Source organism: Variovorax paradoxus, from assembly GCF_902712855.1.
Lineage (GTDB): Bacteria > Pseudomonadota > Gammaproteobacteria > Burkholderiales > Burkholderiaceae_C > Variovorax > Variovorax paradoxus_Q.
Genome location: NZ_LR743507.1, coordinates 3,588,889 through 3,603,698 on the forward strand (window position 1 = coordinate 3,588,889; position 14,810 = coordinate 3,603,698).

At 68.1% G+C, this 14,810-nt stretch carries 14 protein-coding genes and 1 pseudogene; 4 read left to right on the forward strand and 11 right to left on the reverse strand.

Going from position 1 to position 14,810, the window contains the following annotated elements:
* Positions 1–11 precede the first annotated feature (11 nt).
* From rng to AACL56_RS16415, 9 genes are all read right to left on the reverse strand, one after another.
* Positions 12–1,538 carry a ribonuclease G gene (gene rng, locus AACL56_RS16375; protein WP_339090866.1) on the reverse strand — a complete coding sequence of 509 codons (1,527 nt, stop codon included), beginning with the start codon at positions 1,536–1,538 and terminating at the stop codon, positions 12–14.
* Between the two features lie 7 nt (positions 1,539–1,545).
* Entirely contained in the window at positions 1,546–2,148 is a 603-nt protein-coding gene (locus tag AACL56_RS16380) for a Maf family protein (RefSeq protein ID WP_339090867.1), read from the reverse strand.
* Positions 2,149–2,150: 2 nt separating this feature from the next.
* A complete protein-coding gene (locus AACL56_RS16385) occupies positions 2,151–2,855 on the reverse strand; it encodes a phytanoyl-CoA dioxygenase family protein (RefSeq protein ID WP_339090868.1) in 705 nt (234 codons plus the stop codon).
* Positions 2,852–3,319 carry a 23S rRNA (pseudouridine(1915)-N(3))-methyltransferase RlmH gene (gene rlmH / locus AACL56_RS16390; RefSeq protein ID WP_108134357.1) on the reverse strand — a complete coding sequence of 156 codons (468 nt, stop codon included), beginning with the start codon at positions 3,317–3,319 and terminating at the stop codon, positions 2,852–2,854. The genes AACL56_RS16385 and rlmH overlap by 4 nt, the downstream gene beginning before the upstream one ends.
* Complete coding sequence (gene rsfS, locus AACL56_RS16395; RefSeq protein ID WP_339090869.1) at positions 3,316–3,990, reverse strand: ribosome silencing factor; 675 nt, start codon at positions 3,988–3,990, stop codon at positions 3,316–3,318. Before rsfS ends, rlmH begins: the two co-directional genes overlap by 4 nt.
* Positions 3,990–4,640, reverse strand: a complete 651-nt coding sequence (nadD, locus tag AACL56_RS16400; protein WP_339090870.1) for a nicotinate (nicotinamide) nucleotide adenylyltransferase — start codon at positions 4,638–4,640, stop codon at positions 3,990–3,992. The genes rsfS and nadD overlap by 1 nt, the downstream gene beginning before the upstream one ends.
* 88 nt (positions 4,641–4,728) lie before the next feature.
* Positions 4,729–5,646, reverse strand: coding sequence for an oxygen-dependent coproporphyrinogen oxidase (hemF, locus tag AACL56_RS16405; protein WP_339090871.1), 918 nt, complete (start codon positions 5,644–5,646; stop codon positions 4,729–4,731).
* Positions 5,646–6,944, reverse strand: a complete 1,299-nt coding sequence (gene purD, locus AACL56_RS16410; RefSeq protein WP_339090872.1) for a phosphoribosylamine--glycine ligase — start codon at positions 6,942–6,944, stop codon at positions 5,646–5,648. The genes hemF and purD overlap by 1 nt, the downstream gene beginning before the upstream one ends.
* Before the next feature lie 46 nt (positions 6,945–6,990).
* Positions 6,991–7,716: a YebC/PmpR family DNA-binding transcriptional regulator gene (locus tag AACL56_RS16415; protein ID WP_339090873.1), complete on the reverse strand. Its 726-nt coding sequence runs from the start codon at positions 7,714–7,716 to the stop codon at positions 6,991–6,993.
* 124 nt (positions 7,717–7,840) lie between these two features.
* Here AACL56_RS16415 and AACL56_RS16420 point away from each other — a divergent pair.
* From AACL56_RS16420 to AACL56_RS16435, 4 genes and pseudogenes are all read left to right on the forward strand, one after another.
* Positions 7,841–8,627 (forward strand): annotated as a pseudogene (locus AACL56_RS16420) (class I SAM-dependent methyltransferase).
* A 2-nt stretch (positions 8,628–8,629) separates the two neighbouring features.
* Complete coding sequence (locus AACL56_RS16425) at positions 8,630–9,661, forward strand: hypothetical protein (RefSeq protein WP_339090874.1); 1,032 nt, start codon at positions 8,630–8,632, stop codon at positions 9,659–9,661.
* 42 nt (positions 9,662–9,703) lie between these two features.
* Positions 9,704–10,501 carry a lysophospholipid acyltransferase family protein gene (locus AACL56_RS16430; protein ID WP_339090875.1) on the forward strand — a complete coding sequence of 266 codons (798 nt, stop codon included), beginning with the start codon at positions 9,704–9,706 and terminating at the stop codon, positions 10,499–10,501.
* Positions 10,468–11,244, forward strand: a complete 777-nt coding sequence (locus AACL56_RS16435; protein WP_339090876.1) for a glycosyltransferase family 2 protein — start codon at positions 10,468–10,470, stop codon at positions 11,242–11,244. The genes AACL56_RS16430 and AACL56_RS16435 overlap by 34 nt, the downstream gene beginning before the upstream one ends.
* Positions 11,245–11,427: 183 nt before the next feature.
* Here AACL56_RS16435 and AACL56_RS16440 read toward each other — a convergent pair whose 3' ends face one another.
* Together AACL56_RS16440 and macB are read right to left on the reverse strand one after the other, a co-directional pair.
* Positions 11,428–12,816: an efflux transporter outer membrane subunit gene (locus AACL56_RS16440; protein WP_339090877.1), complete on the reverse strand. Its 1,389-nt coding sequence runs from the start codon at positions 12,814–12,816 to the stop codon at positions 11,428–11,430.
* Positions 12,809–14,803 carry a macrolide ABC transporter ATP-binding protein/permease MacB gene (macB, locus tag AACL56_RS16445; protein WP_339090878.1) on the reverse strand — a complete coding sequence of 665 codons (1,995 nt, stop codon included), beginning with the start codon at positions 14,801–14,803 and terminating at the stop codon, positions 12,809–12,811. Before macB ends, AACL56_RS16440 begins: the two co-directional genes overlap by 8 nt.
* Positions 14,804–14,810 lie beyond the last annotated feature (7 nt).

Genomic DNA, 14,810 nt, shown 5'->3' on the forward strand with positions numbered 1-14,810 from the left:
CCGCTGCGGCGTCAGAGCAGCACGATGTCGTACTGCCCCTGCCCGATCGCCGGCTCGGACTGAAGCGAGATCGGCTTGCCGATGAAGTCGCTCAGGCCCGCCAGATGCTGGCTTTCCTCGTCGAGGAACAGCTCGATCACCTGCGGTGACGACACGATGCGGAACTCGCGCGGCGTGAACTGCCGCGCTTCGCGCAGGATCTCGCGCATCACGTCGTAGGCCACACTGCGTGCGGTCTTCACGATGCCCTGGCCGCCGCAGGCCACGCAGGGCTCGCACAGCATGTGCGCCAGCGATTCGCGCGTGCGCTTGCGCGTCATCTCGACCAGGCCGAGCTGCGAGAAGCCTCCCGCGGTCGTCTTGACGCGGTCGCGCGCGAGCTGCTTGCGGAACTCGCCCAGCACCTGCTCGCGATGGTCGTCGCGCGCCATGTCGATGAAGTCGACGATGATGATCCCGCCCAGGTTGCGCAGCCGCAGCTGCCGTGCAATGGCCTGCGCGGCCTCCAGGTTGGTCTTGAAGATGGTGTCGTCGAAGTTGCGCGCGCCGACGAAGCCGCCAGTGTTCACATCGACCGTGGTCAGCGCCTCGGTCTGGTCGACCACCAGGTAGCCGCCCGACTTGAGCTCCACCCGCCGGCCCAGTGCCTTGGCGATTTCCTCGTCGACCGAGTACAGGTCGAAGATCGGCCGCTCGCCCTTGTAGTGCTGCAGCTTGCCGGCCGCCTTGGGCATGAACTCGAGGCCGAACTTCAGCAGTACTTCGAACTGCTCGCGCGAATCGATGCGGATGGTCTGCGTGTCTTCGATGGTCATGTCGCGCAGCACGCGCTGCAGCAGGCTGAGGTCCTGGTGCAGCAGCGACATCGGCGCCATGCGCATCGAAGCCTCGCGGATGCGCGACCAGGTCTTGCGCAGGTAGGCGATGTCTTCGGCCAGTTCGGCGTCGGTGGAATCCTCGCCATTGGTCCGCAGGATGAAGCCGCCCGTGTTGGCCGGCACCACGCCGCCGCTGTCGGCCGCCGCCGCGGCCTCGATCAGCGACAGCATGCGGCTGCGCAGCGACTCGCGCTGGTCGGACGGAATCTTCTGCGACACGCCGATGTGGTTGTCCTGCGGCAGGAACACCAGCAGCCGCCCGGCAATGCTGATCTGCGTCGACAGGCGGGCACCCTTGGTGCCGATCGGGTCCTTGATGACCTGCACCAGCAGCGACTGGCCTTCGAACACCTGTTTCTCGATCGGCACCATCGGCCCGCCGTTGCGGTGGTCGCGCTCCGGGGCGGGTGCGCTGGGCCGCGAGCCCGGCGTGAATGGCGCCACGATGTCGGCCACATGCAGGAAAGCGGTGCGCTCCAGGCCGATGTCGATGAAGGCGGACTGCATGCCCGGCAGCACGCGCGACACCTTGCCGAGGTAGATGTTGCCGACCAGGCCGCGCTCGAGCGTGCGTTCGACGTGCAGCTCTTGCACCGCGCCGTGCTCGACCAGCGCCACACGGGTCTCCTGCGGGGACCAGTTGATCAGGATGTCTTGCATGGAATTCTCAGGTATGGAAACCGGCGCCTCGAAGCAGCTGCGCGGTCTCGAACATCGGAAGGCCCATGATGCCCGAATAGGAGCCGCTGATGTGCTCGATGAACGCGGCCGCCGCGCCCTGTACTGCATAGGCGCCGGCCTTGCCGAGCGGCTCGCCGCCCTGCGCATACCGGGCGACCTGCGCGTCGGTCATTTCCGCGAAGCGCACGCGCGACACGCTGAGCGCTGCCTGGCGCCGCGTGCCGTGCTGCAGCGCCACGGCGGTCAGCACGCGGTGCGTGGTGCCGGACAGCATCTTCAGCATGCGCGCGGCATCTTGTTCGTCTTCAGGCTTGCCGAGGATGGTGCGGCCGAGCGCGACCGTGGTGTCGGCGCAAAGCACCGGCGCATCGGCGAGCCCACGGCGCCGCAGCCGGGCCACGGCGGCATCGAGCTTGAGTGCGGTGACGCGCTGCACGTAGGTGGCGGGAGCCTCGTTCGGCAGCACCGCCTCGAGCGATTCGGCATCTTCGCTTTCGTCGGCCAGCAGCAGCGCGTGACTGATACCGAGCTGTCCGAGCAACTGGGCGCGGCGCGGGCTCTGCGAGGCGAGGTAGATGAAGTCCGGCAAGTTCAGTTCTCCTGGGAAGCCGGCTCAGTGCCGGCCACGGTGCGGTTCCAGACCAGCCCGTGGGGCAGGTGCGCGGGTCCGAAAAGAAAGTGAAGGACGCGGCGACGCTGCGGCGCATGCGCCCTGGACGATGCATGCAGCAGCAGCGGACGCATCAGCAAGGCGTCGCCACGCGCGGCCGTGCAGACCGTTTCGCCATGCTCGTCGCGCAGGGTCTGCGCTTCGGCGTCGCCAAGCCGGCCGGCGCGATGGCTGCCGGGAACCACGCGCAGCGGACCCGCGCTTTCGCCGCAGTCGTCCAGGTGGATGCGCACCGCCAGCAGCGACTGCAGGACTTCGTCCGGCGGCTGCAGGTAAGGCTCGCCTTCCTTGACGACACCCGCCACGCCTTCGCCCGAGGCGGGGATCGACGTGTCCTGGTGCAGTGCGACGAGCCAGTTGCGCGATGGCGTCTTGTCGAAGAGCGTGCATTGCACCGCCACGGATGACGCATCGAGCAACGAGATGGCGACGAGCCTCGCCTTCAGCGTCCGGGCGATTTCACGGCACTGGGGCTGCACCAGCAGGTTGCGGCTGCCGGCAGACGTGCCGAGCCGGTCGTCCAGCATGCGTGCCGCATCGTCGAGCAGGTCGGGCGGCAGCAGTCCTGGCAGCAGCGCGTAGCCCTTCCGTGCGAGCCACGCGGCCTGCCCTTCGGCGCCCGTCATTCTCGGTGGTAGGGGTGACCCGCGTTCACCGACCACGCCCGGTACAGCTGCTCGACGAGCAGCACGCGCGCCATGGCGTGCGGCAGCGTCAGGTCGGACAGGCGGATGCGCTCGTGGGCCGCGGCCTTGAAGGCGGGATCAAGCCCGTCGGGACCGCCGATGACCAGCGCGACGTCGTCGCCCTCGCCTTGCCAGGCCTGCAGGCGGGCCGCGAGTGCCTTGGTGGTCAGCGCGGTGCCGCGCTCGTCGAGCGCGACGATGCGCATGCCGCGCGCGATCGCGCCTTCGATGCGCTCGCGCTCGGCGGCGTAGAGGGTTTCCAGTGTCTTGGAGCCGCGCGGCTCTGTCTTGACCGCGCGAAGCTCGAGCTTGAGCTCGGGCGGAAAGCGCTTGGCGTAGTCGTCCCAGGCGGTCTGCGCCCAATCGGGCATGCGCTGCCCGACGGCGACCACCAGCAGCTTCATGCGCGGCGGGCTGGCGCCTTCTTGGCAGCCGCCGTCTTGCCGGCCACCTTCTTCGCTGCAGGCTTCTTCGCGGCGGGCTTGCCGACCACCTTGACCGGCACGCGCGCCGCGGGCGTCTTGCGTGCCGGAGCCTTCTTGGCAGCGGTCTTCTTGGCCGGTGCCTTGGCGGCCTTGGCCTCCTGCTCGGCGGCGCGGATCGCGGTCTTGGCGGCGCTCGAGCGGCGCAGCGTCGGTTCCTTGGCGGCCTTCTTCTTGCCTTCGGTCTCGTCCTTCGACACGCTGGTGGCCACCGCAGGCTTGGCACCGCCGAGCTTGGCGCGCACCGGCTTGTCGCCCCAGATTTCCTCGAGGTGGTAGTACTGGCGAATGGCCGGCTGCATGATGTGCGCGACGGCAGCGCCGCAGTCCACGATGATCCACTCGCCGTTGTCCTCGCCCTCGACACGCGGCTTGCCGAAGCCGGCTTCGCGCACCGCGTCGCGCACGCTGGCGGCCAGTGCCTTGGTCTGGCGGTTGGAGGTGCCCGACGCCACGATCACGCGCTCGAACAGCGGAGACAGATGCTCCGTGTCGAATACCTGGATGTCCTGCGCCTTGACGTCTTCGAGACCATCGATGATGGCTCGCTGGAGTTTCTGGGTGTCTTTCTTGGCGGCGGCTTCAGTGGTCATCAGGCAGAGCGGTAGAGGTGGTGTTGGTCAATATAGCGTGCAACCGTGGGCGGAACCAGCGAGGAAATGTCCACGCCAAGCGCCGCACGCCGCCGGATTTCGGTGGCGCTGGTGTCCATAGGAGGCAATTCGAGCGCCTCGAAACGCGCGCCAGCCGGGAGGCCGGGCAGCATTTTCGGATCAAAACGGGCAGTGTCGCCCGTCGATAGTGCGCGATACGCTACAGAAACGATAGCAATGCCGAGTATATCCTGCCAGCCATGCCAGGTCGGCAAGGCACTGGCCTGGTCGGCACCCATGATCAGCACCAGCTGCGCGCCGGGCTGTTCGCGCTGCAGTTCATGCAGCGTATCGAGGGTGTAGGTCGGGCCGTCGCGAAGCACCTCGCGGCTGTCGACGACGACGGTGCCCTGCAATCCGGCGAAGGCCAGCCGTGCCATCGCGAGGCGGTCTTCCTTGGCCGTGAGCGCCCGGCTCTTGTGCCAGGCCTGTCCGGTGGGAATCACGTGCAGTTCGTCGAGGCCGAGTTGCGCCAGCGCAGCGGTGGCCAACGCCACATGGGCGTTGTGCGGCGGATCGAACGCACCGCCGAAGATGCCGATGCGGCGATGCGGGTTGGTCGGCGTCACGCCAGGAATCGACGGCAGCATCGCGGAACCCGGGTCGCCTGACGGATGCCTGGCAGCACGACCTGAACGGCACTTGCCGGAGCGGCACGAAGTGCGCGAAGACCGGAGGTCATACCCAGTCCCGCCGCACGATGAAGTCGCTGTACAGCGCGGCTTCGGGGCTGCCCGCTTCCGGCTGCTGCTGGTAGGCCCAGCTGGCCAGCGGGGGCATCGACAACAGGATCGACTCGGTGCGCCCGCCCGACTGCAGGCCAAAATGCGTGCCGCGGTCCCAGACGAGGTTGAACTCCACATACCGGCCACGGCGATAGAGCTGGAAATTGCGCTCGCGCTCGGTGTAGGGCATGGCGCGGCGGCGTTCGACGATCGGCAGGTACGCCGGCAGGAAGCCATTGCCCACCGAGCGGATCATGGCAAAGCCGTTCTCCAGGCCACCCTCGGAAAAGTCGTCGAAGAAGATGCCGCCGATGCCGCGCTGCTCGTTGCGGTGCTTGAGGAAGAAATACTCGTCGCACCAGGTCTTGAAGCGCGGGTACTTGTCGTCGCCGAAGGGGGCGAGCGCGTCGCGGCAAACCGTGTGGAAGTGCACCGCGTCCTCGGCAAAGCCGTAGCAGGGCGTGAGGTCCATGCCGCCGCCGAACCAGCAGACCGGGTCGCCGCCTGCCGGGAGTGCCGCCAGCATCCGCACGTTCATGTGCACGATCGGCACATACGGGTTGCGCGGATGGAACACCAGCGACACGCCCATCGCCTCGAAGGGTGCGCCCGACAGTTCGGGCCGGTTCTGCGTGGCCGAAGGCGGCAGCTTCGGGCCGCGCACCTGCGAGAAACCGCAGCCCGCGCGCTCGAACAGTTCACCGCCCTCGAGGATGCAGGTCAGGCCGTGGCCTTGCAGTGGCTCTCCCGGCGGTTTTTGCCAGGCGTCGCGCACGCAGGTGCCGCCGTCGGCCTGCTCGACCGCCGCGATGATCGACTGCTGCAGTCCGCGCAGGTAGTCGCCGACCGCCGCCGGGGTGGTGGGCTGCATCAAGCGCTGGGGGTGTTGCGCGCGTGGACCGCGCGGAATCCGATGTCCTTGCGGTATTGAGCGCCGTCGAAGTTGACGCGCGCCGCGACCTCGTAGGCTCGCTGCTGCGCCTGCTTGACGCTGTCGGCCAGCACGGTCACACAGAGCACGCGGCCGCCGCTGGTCTTGAGCTCGCCGTTGTCGAGCGTGGTGCCCGCATGGAACACCACCGCATCGGGCGCCTCGGCCGGAATGCCGGTGATACGGTCTCCCTTGCGCGGCGACAGCGGATAGCCGTGCGCGGCCATGACCACGCCCAGCGCCACGCGCCGGTCCCACTGCAACTCGACCTGGTCGAGCGTGCCGTCGGTGGCATGCCAGAACACCTCGAACAGGTCGGACTTCAGGCGCATCATGATCGGCTGCGTCTCGGGGTCACCCATGCGGCAGTTGAATTCGAGCGTCTTCGGGTGGCCGGCCGCGTCGATCATCAGGCCGGCGTACAGGAAACCGGTGTACGGAATGCCGTCCTTCTCCATGCCGCGGATGGTCGGCAGGATGATCTCGCGCATGGCGCGGGCATGCACCTCGGCCGTGACCACGGGCGCGGGCGAGTACGCGCCCATGCCGCCGGTGTTGGGGCCTTCGTCGTTGTCGAGCAGGCGCTTGTGATCCTGGCTGGTGGCCAGCGCGGTCACGTTCTTGCCGTCGCACAGCACGATGAAGCTGGCTTCCTCGCCCTGCAGGAATTCCTCGATGACGACGCGCGCGCCGCCTTCGTTGTGCGACACACCGAACTTGTTGTCGACCAGCATGAAGTCGACGGCCTCGTGCGCTTCCTGCGCGGTCATGGCCACCACCACGCCCTTGCCGGCGGCCAGGCCGTCGGCCTTGACGACGATCGGCGCACCCTTGGCGTCGATGTACGCATGCGCGGCGGCGGCGTCGGTGAAGGCCTCGTATTCGGCCGTCGGGATCTTGTGGCGCTTCATGAACGCCTTGGAGAAGGCCTTGGAGCTTTCGAGCTGCGCCGCAGCCTGCGTCGGACCGAAGATGCGCAGGCCGTGCGCGCGGAACTCGTCCACCACGCCGGCGGCCAGCGGGGCCTCTGGGCCGACCACGGTGAGCGCGATCTTTTCCTTGATGGCCCACTCGCGCAGCGCGGCGGGCTCGGTGATGTCGATGCAGTCGTAGCGTCCGTCGCTGGCGGTACCGCCGTTGCCGGGTGCCACGTAAACGCGGCTCACCCGGTCGGCCTGCGCAAGACGCCATGCCAGAGCGTGTTCACGGCCCCCGCCTCCAATTACCAATACCTTCATTCGCGGGCCTTCATTTCTCGCAGTGGTTCAACAAACAGACACTCATTCATTCGGACAGCGAGGCGTTGTGATAAACGTCCTGCACGTCGTCCAGGTCCTCGAGCACGTCGAGCAACTTCTGCATCCTTGCGGCGTCCTCGCCGGTCACGTCCACGGTGTTTTCCGCACGCATGGTGACTTCGGCGGCATCCGGCTTCAGGCCGGCGGCTTCGAGCGCGTTCTTCACCGCTTCGAAGTCGGCCACGGCGGTGATCACCTCGATGGCGCCGTCGTCGTCGGTGACGACGTCTTCAGCGCCCGCCTCGAGCGCCACTTCCATCACCTTGTCTTCACTGGTGCCCGGGGCAAAGATGATCTGCCCGCAATGCTTGAACTGGAAGGCCACCGAGCCTTCGGTGCCCATGTTGCCGCCGTGCTTGGAGAAGGCGTGGCGCACTTCGGCCACGGTGCGCACGCGGTTGTCGGTCATGGTGTCGACGATGATCGCCGCGCCGCCGATGCCGTACCCTTCGTAACGAATTTCCTCGTAGTTGACGCCTTCGAGGTTGCCGGTGGCCTTGTCGATGTTGCGCTTGATGGTGTCGATCGGCAGGTTCACCGCCTTGGCCTTTTCGACCGCCAGCCGCAGCCGAGGGTTGGAGCCCAGGTCGGCGCCGCCGGCGCGGGCGGCCACCGTGATTTCGCGGATGGCGCGGGTCCAGAGCTTGCCGCGCTTCTCGTCCTGGCGGCCCTTCCGGTGCTGAATGTTTGCCCACTTGCTATGTCCGGCCATGGCTTTCTATCTCGCTGTCCTGTGTTTTCGAAGCAGGCTCCGAGTTTACTGTCCGGCGCATGCAACGGCCCGGCCGCACCGACGGATCGGATTTCGGGCCGGGGCTTTTGGTGATAATCGTTCGATGACGCCATCGCCTTCCGTCGGGCCCGGGAACCCTGACACCCTCCCGCCCCACGCTCCCCTGCCGCTGTACTACAGCAACGAGGCGGAGCACAAGGCTCCTCCTGCGAATCTTCGACAGCACCGCGGCCGACTACGACCGCATCGAAAGCGTGCTGGCCTTCGGCACCGGTCCTTCGTACCGCCGTGCGGCGCTGCGCCAGGCCGGGCTCATGCCGGGCGCGCAGGTGCTCGACGTGGGAATCGGCACGGGCCTGGTCGCGCGCGAAGCGCTCAAGCTCATCGGTTCCACCGGCCAGCTCGTGGGCGTCGACCCCAGCCCCGGAATGATGAGCCAGGTCAAGCTGCCCGGCGTCGAGCTGGTGCGCGGCGTGGCCGAGGCCCTGCCCCGCCCCGACGCCAGCTGCGACTTCGTGAGCATGGGCTACGCCATGCGCCACATCAGCGACGTGGCGGCGGCCTTCAGCGAGTTCCATCGCGTGCTGCGCCCGGGAGGGCGGGTGGTGGTGCTCGAGATCACCAAGCCCGGGGGCCGCGCCGCGACGGCGCTGCTCAAGGGCTACATGCGTGCCGTGGTGCCGCTGATTGCCCGCGTGGTCGGCCGCCAGCGCGACACCTCGGAGCTGTGGCGCTACTACTGGGACACGATCGAGGCCTGCATTCCTCCCGAACGGGTGATGCAGGCGCTGGCCGCCGCGGGTCTCCGCGACGTGCAACGGCATGCCAGCCTCGGCGTGTTCTCCGCCTACACCGCCACCAAACCCGAACAACCCGCAGAGGCCCGTTGACAGTGCGAGTCAAAGACGAAACCTCTTCCCATCTGCGCGTCGAGCGCCTTTCATTGCCGGACAGCCTGGCGCTGGCCACGCATGCCAAGGCGCCCTTCGCGGCGCTCGGCTACGGCACACCGCACGGCGTGGCATGGATGCCCACCGTCAATGCCCGTGTTCTGTCCCCGCAAGGCGCGATGGCCGACGTGTGGCATGTAAGCGCGCCGCACGTGGAGTCCGGCACCACTGGCATCGCGCGCTGGCGCACCGACGGCCACTGGCTGCTCGGCGCCATCGATCTCGATGAAGCCACCGAGAAGCAGGGCCTGTCCGAACTGGCTCACCGCGCCTACCGTGACCTGTTCAAGACACTCGACCAGGCCGGCATCCCGCACCTGCAGCGCATCTGGAACTACCTGCCGCGCATCAACGCCGACGGCGGCGGGCTCGAGCGCTACCGACAGTTCAACCTGGGCCGCCAGGAGGCCTTCCTCGAAGCCGGCCGCGCCGCCTTCGAAGGCGCTCCCGCAGCCTGCGCACTGGGCATCCACCAAGGCGCGCTGTCGATCCGCTTCCTGGCCGGCCCGCAGGCGCCGCTGCCGGTCGAGAACCCACGGCAGGTGTCTGCCTACCGCTACCCCGAAACTTATGGCCCGCGCTCGCCGACCTTCTCGCGCGCCGCGCTGGCGGACATCGGCGACGGCAACATCGCGCTGTTCATCTCGGGCACGGCGAGCATCGTGGGGCATGAGACCGTACACCACGGCGACGTGCTCGAGCAGACGCGCGAGACGCTGCGCAACCTGCAGGCGGTGATCGATGCCGCCAACGAGCGCGGCACCGCGAAGTTCTCGCTGGCCGAGCTCGACTGCGTGGTCTACGTGCGGCATCCGTCGGACACCGAGGCGGTGCGCGGCGTTCTCGAAGGCGCAATCGGTGCCGACGCGCCGATGACGCGCCACGCCGTCTATCTGGAAGCCGACATCTGCCGCAGCGACCTGCTCGTGGAGATCGAGGCCCACACGGTCGCGGCCGGGCAGCTGCGGGCATGACCCGCCATCGTCCGACTGCCTGCCTTCCGGCTCGCTGATTCAATGGCTCGCGTGCTGCGAATTCTCACGTCGATTCCGCTTGCGGCAATGCTTTACGCACTGCTGCTGTTCCTGGGCCTGATCTCGCTCGTCTGGAACCTTGTAGCCATGCTGATCTACCCGGTCATGCCGGCGACACCGGCGCGCGCGCTGGGCCGCATGACGATCGCCTTCGCCTACCGCATGTTCTGGGGGCTGGCGTCGGTCACCGGGATGATGCGCATCGATGCCTCCTGCCTCGACCCGATGCGCAAGGAGCCCGGCGTGATCTTCGTGGCCAACCATCCGACGATGCTCGACGCACTGCTGCTGGTGGCGAGGCTGCCGCGCAGCGCCTGCATCATGAAGGCCGACCTGATGGGCAACATCTTTCTCGGCGCCGGCGCCCGGCTGGCGCGCTACATCAGCAACAAGTCGGCCCGCACCATGGTGCGGCTCGCGGTGAACGACCTGCGCAGCGGCGGGCAGCTGGTGATCTTCCCCGAAGGCACGCGCACCGTGACGCCGCCGCTCAACCCGTTCCGCCCCGGCACCACGCTGATCGCCAAGCTGGCGCAGGCACCGATCCAGACGGTGTTCATCGACACCGACTCGCCCTACCTCAGCAAGGGCTGGCCGCTGTGGCGCGTGCCGCCGCTGCCCATCGTGTTCACGCTGCGCCTGGGCAAGCGCTTCGCGCCGACGCAGGACAGCGACGTGCTGCAGGCCGAGCTCGAACAATATTTCCGCCAAAACATGGAACAGCGCGCCACCGACGCGTCCCCCGAATGCCAGACGCCTCGCGCACCCACCTTGTCCTGATTCCCAGCTACAACACCGGAGAACGGCTCTTCTCGACCGTTGCCGCCGCGCGCGCGCAATGGAACCCGGTGTGGGTGGTGATCGACGGCAGCGACGACGGCACCGCCGAGCGGATGCAGCAGATCGCGGCCGGCGACGCCGGCCTGCGCGTGTGGGTGCTGCCGCAGAACCAGGGCAAGGGCTCCGCCGTGCTGCACGGACTTCGCGCCGCCAGGGACGCCGGCTTCACGCATGCGTTGACGATGGACTCCGACGGCCAGCATCCGGCCGACCTGATCCCCGAATTCATGAAGGCTTCGCTCGCCCGTCCCGAGACGATGGTGCTCGGGCGCCCGGTGTTCGACGCCAGCGCGCCGCTGCTGCGCGTGCGCGGGCGGCGCGTGTCCAACGGCTGGACCCAGCTCGAGACGCTGTTCGCCGGCGTGGGCGATTCGCTCTACGGCTTTCGCGTGTACCCGGTGACCGACCTGATCGCCGTGATGGCCCGCCAGCCGTGGATGCGCCGCTTCGACTTCGACACCGAAGCCGTCGTGCGGCTGGCCTGGCGCGGCGTCAAGCCGGTGAACATCGATGCGCCGGTGAAGTACCTGACGGCCGAGGAAGGCGGTGTTTCGCACTTCCGCTACGGTCGCGACAATGTGCTGCTGACGTGGATGCATGCGCGATTGATGGTCGAGTTCGTGCTGCGCCTGCCGGGACTGGTGGTTCGCAAGCTGATGAAGAAAGCGCCGTTTCAGGATTGATCCTGGAGTGGCGAGGTGGGTGGTGGTGTCTATGCTGCTGCCCTCACCCCAGCCCTCTCCCGCGTGCGGGAGAGGGAGCAATACCCCGGAGCAACGCCAGTCCATAAACTGTCTTGTCCCCTCTCCCGCTTGCGGGAGAGGGCTAGGGTGAGGGCTGCGCCCTCAACAAAGCACGTGCTCGAATCAGCCCTGCACCCCCACGGCCGCCCCGCCCAGCGCCTTGTACAAAGTCATAGTCGCATTGAGCTGGTTCAACCGATTCAGCGCCAGCGACACCTCTGCCGCGCGGCGCCGGTCCTTCGCGTCGAGCACCGGCTGCAGTGCGGTCGCTCCCGCGCGGTAGCGCACTTCCGACAGCCGCTCCGCGCGCTGAGCCTCCTGCAGCGCCAGCACCAGCTTGTCGCTTTCGGCACGCAGTTGCGTGCGCGATGAGAGCGCGTTTTCCACTTCCGACAGCGCCGCATACAGCGATTGGCGGAAACCGAGCACCGCCTCTTCGTACTGCGACTGCGACACCGCCACGCTCAGCCGCGCGGTGTTCCATTGCAGAAACGGCAGCGCCAGCCCGGCGCCCAGCGTGCCTACCGGGTTCTTCAGCAGCTCGCCCAGCGCCGTGCTCGACGTGCCCAGCGAACCCGTCAGGCTCAGTGCGGGATAGAACCCGGTGCGCGTTGCGTCGACATTGGCCAGCGCACCGCGCAACCGCTGCTCGGCGGCGCGCAGGTCCGGGCGCCGGGCCAGCACGCTGGCGGGCACGCCGGCATCGATCGCCGGCAGGTCGATGTCGGGCAGGCGTGCGGGTTCTGCGGCCATCTGCCCCGGTGGCCGGTCGAACAGGATCGCCAAGGCGTTGCGCGCTTCAACGCGTTGCTGCAGCAGCTGCGTGTGCGCGGCCTCCTGCGTCGCGAGGTTCTGTCCGGCCTGCGCCACGTCCAGCCCCGACACCGCGCCCGCCGCGTACTTCACGCGCACCAGCGCCAGGATGCGACGGCCGTCCTCGATGCCGGACTCGCTCAATGCGATGCGCTGGTTCAGGTAGCCCACCTGCCAATAGAGCCCGGCCGTGGTGCCGACCAGCGCCACCGCCGCGGCCTCCCGGTCGGATTCGGTGGCCTTCAGTTCCCAGTCGGCGGCGCTGCGCTGCGCCGCGAGCCGGCCCCACAGGTCGAGTTCGTAGCTCAGCGTGACCAGCGAGCTCGAGGCCGAACCGGCGACGCGGCCGCGCTTCAGGTCGTAGCTGCGGCTGGTGGCGGCCTGTCCGACCACGCCGGGCGTGAAGTTCGTGTTCGCGAGACCCGTCTGCAGTTGCGCGCGTTGCACGCGGATGGCCGCCGTGGCCAGGTTGCCGTTGGTGCGCAGGGCATCATCGACCAGCCGGTCGAGCTGCGGGTCGTTGAACGTTGTCCACCAGTTCGCGGGCAGCACCGCGGCCGCGCTGCCACCCTGGCTTTGCTGCCAGCCCTGCGGCACCTCGAGCGGGTGCTGAGCCCGCTGCTCGGGCTGGAACAGCGTGCACCCGCCGAGCGCCAGCACGGCAGCCGCGGCGACGAAAGGAAAGCGCGCCCTACTCACGCGCCAGCGCCTCGATCGGGTCCAGCCGCGCCGCGTTGCGCGCCGGCAGATAGCCGAACAGCACGCCGATCAGCGACGCGCACAGGAACGCGGACACCACCGCGCCCATCGAAAAGATCATTTGCCATTGCTTGACGAAAAGCGAAAACAGAAAGCTGATGCCGTACGACAGCGTCACGCCGATCAGCCCGCCCACCAGGCACACCAGCACCGCCTCGGTCAGGAACTGCTGCAGCACATCGCTCTGGCGGGCGCCCACCGCCATGCGAATGCCGATCTCGCGCGTGCGCTCGGTCACCGACACCAGCATGATGTTCATCACGCCGATGCCGCCCACCACCAGCGAGATCACGGCGATGAGCGACAGCAGCAGCGTGAGCGACTGGCTCGTGCGCTCCGCCGTCTTCACGATGCTGTCCATGTTGAAGGTGAAGAAATCCTTGCTGCCGTGGCGCAAGGTGAGCAGCTTGACCACGCTGTCCTCGGCCGCCTTGGTCGGCTGGTCGTCGCGGATGCGAACTGTGAGGCTGTCGAAGTGCTGCTGCCCGAACAGCCGGCTCGCGCCGGTGCTGTAGGGCAGCCAGATGTTGAGCGACTTGTTCTCGCCGAACATGCTCTTCTTGTCCTGCGACACGCCGATCACCGTGCACGGCAGGTTGCCCACCAGGATGATCTTGCCCACCGCCTCGGTGCCGTCGGGGAACAGCTTTCGCCGGGTGTTCTGGTCGATCACCACCACCTGGGACTGGTGACGCACGTCGCTCGCGGTGAAGGCCGCCCCGCTGGCCATCTGCATGTCGCGAACGCGAAAGAAACTGTCGCTCACGCCGTTCACCGTGCCGTTGATGTCGACGCTGCGATAGCGCAGGCGAAGGCTGCGCGAGGTCGATGGCGTCACGCTGTGCACGTAAGGCTGGGCGGCGATGGCGTCGAGATCGGAAGGCGTCAGCGTGCGGATGCTCGAGGCCTTGTCGTCGCCGAAGTCGCGGCCCGGGTACACGTCGAGCGTGTTGGTGCCGATCGCCCGGATGTCGGACAGCACGAATCGCTTGGCACCCTCCCCGATGGCCACGATCGACACCACCGAGGTGATGCCGATGACGATGCCCAGCATGGTGAGCGCGGTACGCATGCGGTGCGACATCATCGAACGCCACGCCATGCGGAAGGCTTCGGCGAAGCGCGCCCAGCCGGTGCTGAAGCGCGCGATGCCGAGGCTGGGCCGGCTCAAGGTCGCGGGCGCGGCGGCGTGCTGCACACCCTGCGCGGGCGCCGGCACAGCCGCCACGCTCGGCACGTTGGGCCGGTCTCCCACGATCACGCCGTCCGCGATCTCGATGATGCGTTCGGTGCAGCTCGCCACCTGCATGTCGTGCGTCACGATGATGACCGTGTGCCCCTGCGCATGCAGCTCGCGCAGGATGCCGATCACCTCCTGCCCGCTTCGGCTGTCGAGCGCGCCGGTGGGTTCATCGGCCAGGATCACCTGCCCGCCGTTCATGAGTGCGCGCGCGATGCTCACGCGCTGTTGCTGCCCGCCCGAGAGCTGGCTGGGCCGGTGCTCGGTGCGGTCGCCCAGGCCCAGCCGCGCGAGCAGCTGGCGCGCGCGCGCGTCGCGCGCCTCGCCGTCGGTGCCGGCGTAAACGGCAGGCACCTCGACATTGCCCGTGGCCGTCAGGTGCTGCATCAGGTGGTAGCGCTGGAAGATGAAGCCGAAGTGCTCGCGCCGCAGCTCGGCCAGCGCGTCGCTGTCGAGCGTGCCCACGTCGTGGCCCGACACGGTGTAGGTGCCCGTGCTCGGCCTGTCGAGGCAGCCGAGGATGTTCATCAGCGTCGACTTGCCCGAACCCGACGCACCGACGATCGCCAGCATCTCCCCGCTGCCGATGTCGAGGTCGACGTCCTTCAGCACCTGTACCTGCTGCTCGCCCGAGGGAAAGCTGCGGCCGATGCCGCGCAGCGACAGCAGCGGTTGCTTCGGTGGCACTGCCTGC

What these genes read in the sequence shown, in the direction of transcription:
- nadD (WP_339090870.1), bottom strand. Translation starts at nt 4,640, where the DNA reads ATGCTGCCGTCGATTCCTGGCGTGACGCCGACCAACCCGCATCGCCGC.
- purD (WP_339090872.1), bottom strand. Translation starts at nt 6,944, where the DNA reads ATGAAGGTATTGGTAATTGGAGGCGGGGGCCGTGAACACGCTCTGGCA.
- rlmH (WP_108134357.1), bottom strand. Translation starts at nt 3,319, where the DNA reads ATGAAGCTGCTGGTGGTCGCCGTCGGGCAGCGCATGCCCGATTGGGCG.
- rsfS (WP_339090869.1), bottom strand. Translation starts at nt 3,990, where the DNA reads ATGACCACTGAAGCCGCCGCCAAGAAAGACACCCAGAAACTCCAGCGA.
- AACL56_RS16385 (WP_339090868.1), bottom strand. Translation starts at nt 2,855, where the DNA reads ATGACGGGCGCCGAAGGGCAGGCCGCGTGGCTCGCACGGAAGGGCTAC.
- AACL56_RS16415 (WP_339090873.1), bottom strand. Translation starts at nt 7,716, where the DNA reads ATGGCCGGACATAGCAAGTGGGCAAACATTCAGCACCGGAAGGGCCGC.
- AACL56_RS16435 (WP_339090876.1), top strand. Translation starts at nt 10,468, where the DNA reads ATGCCAGACGCCTCGCGCACCCACCTTGTCCTGATTCCCAGCTACAAC.
- AACL56_RS16430 (WP_339090875.1), top strand. Translation starts at nt 9,704, where the DNA reads ATGGCTCGCGTGCTGCGAATTCTCACGTCGATTCCGCTTGCGGCAATG.
- rng (WP_339090866.1), bottom strand. Translation starts at nt 1,538, where the DNA reads ATGCAAGACATCCTGATCAACTGGTCCCCGCAGGAGACCCGTGTGGCG.
- hemF (WP_339090871.1), bottom strand. Translation starts at nt 5,646, where the DNA reads ATGCAGCCCACCACCCCGGCGGCGGTCGGCGACTACCTGCGCGGACTG.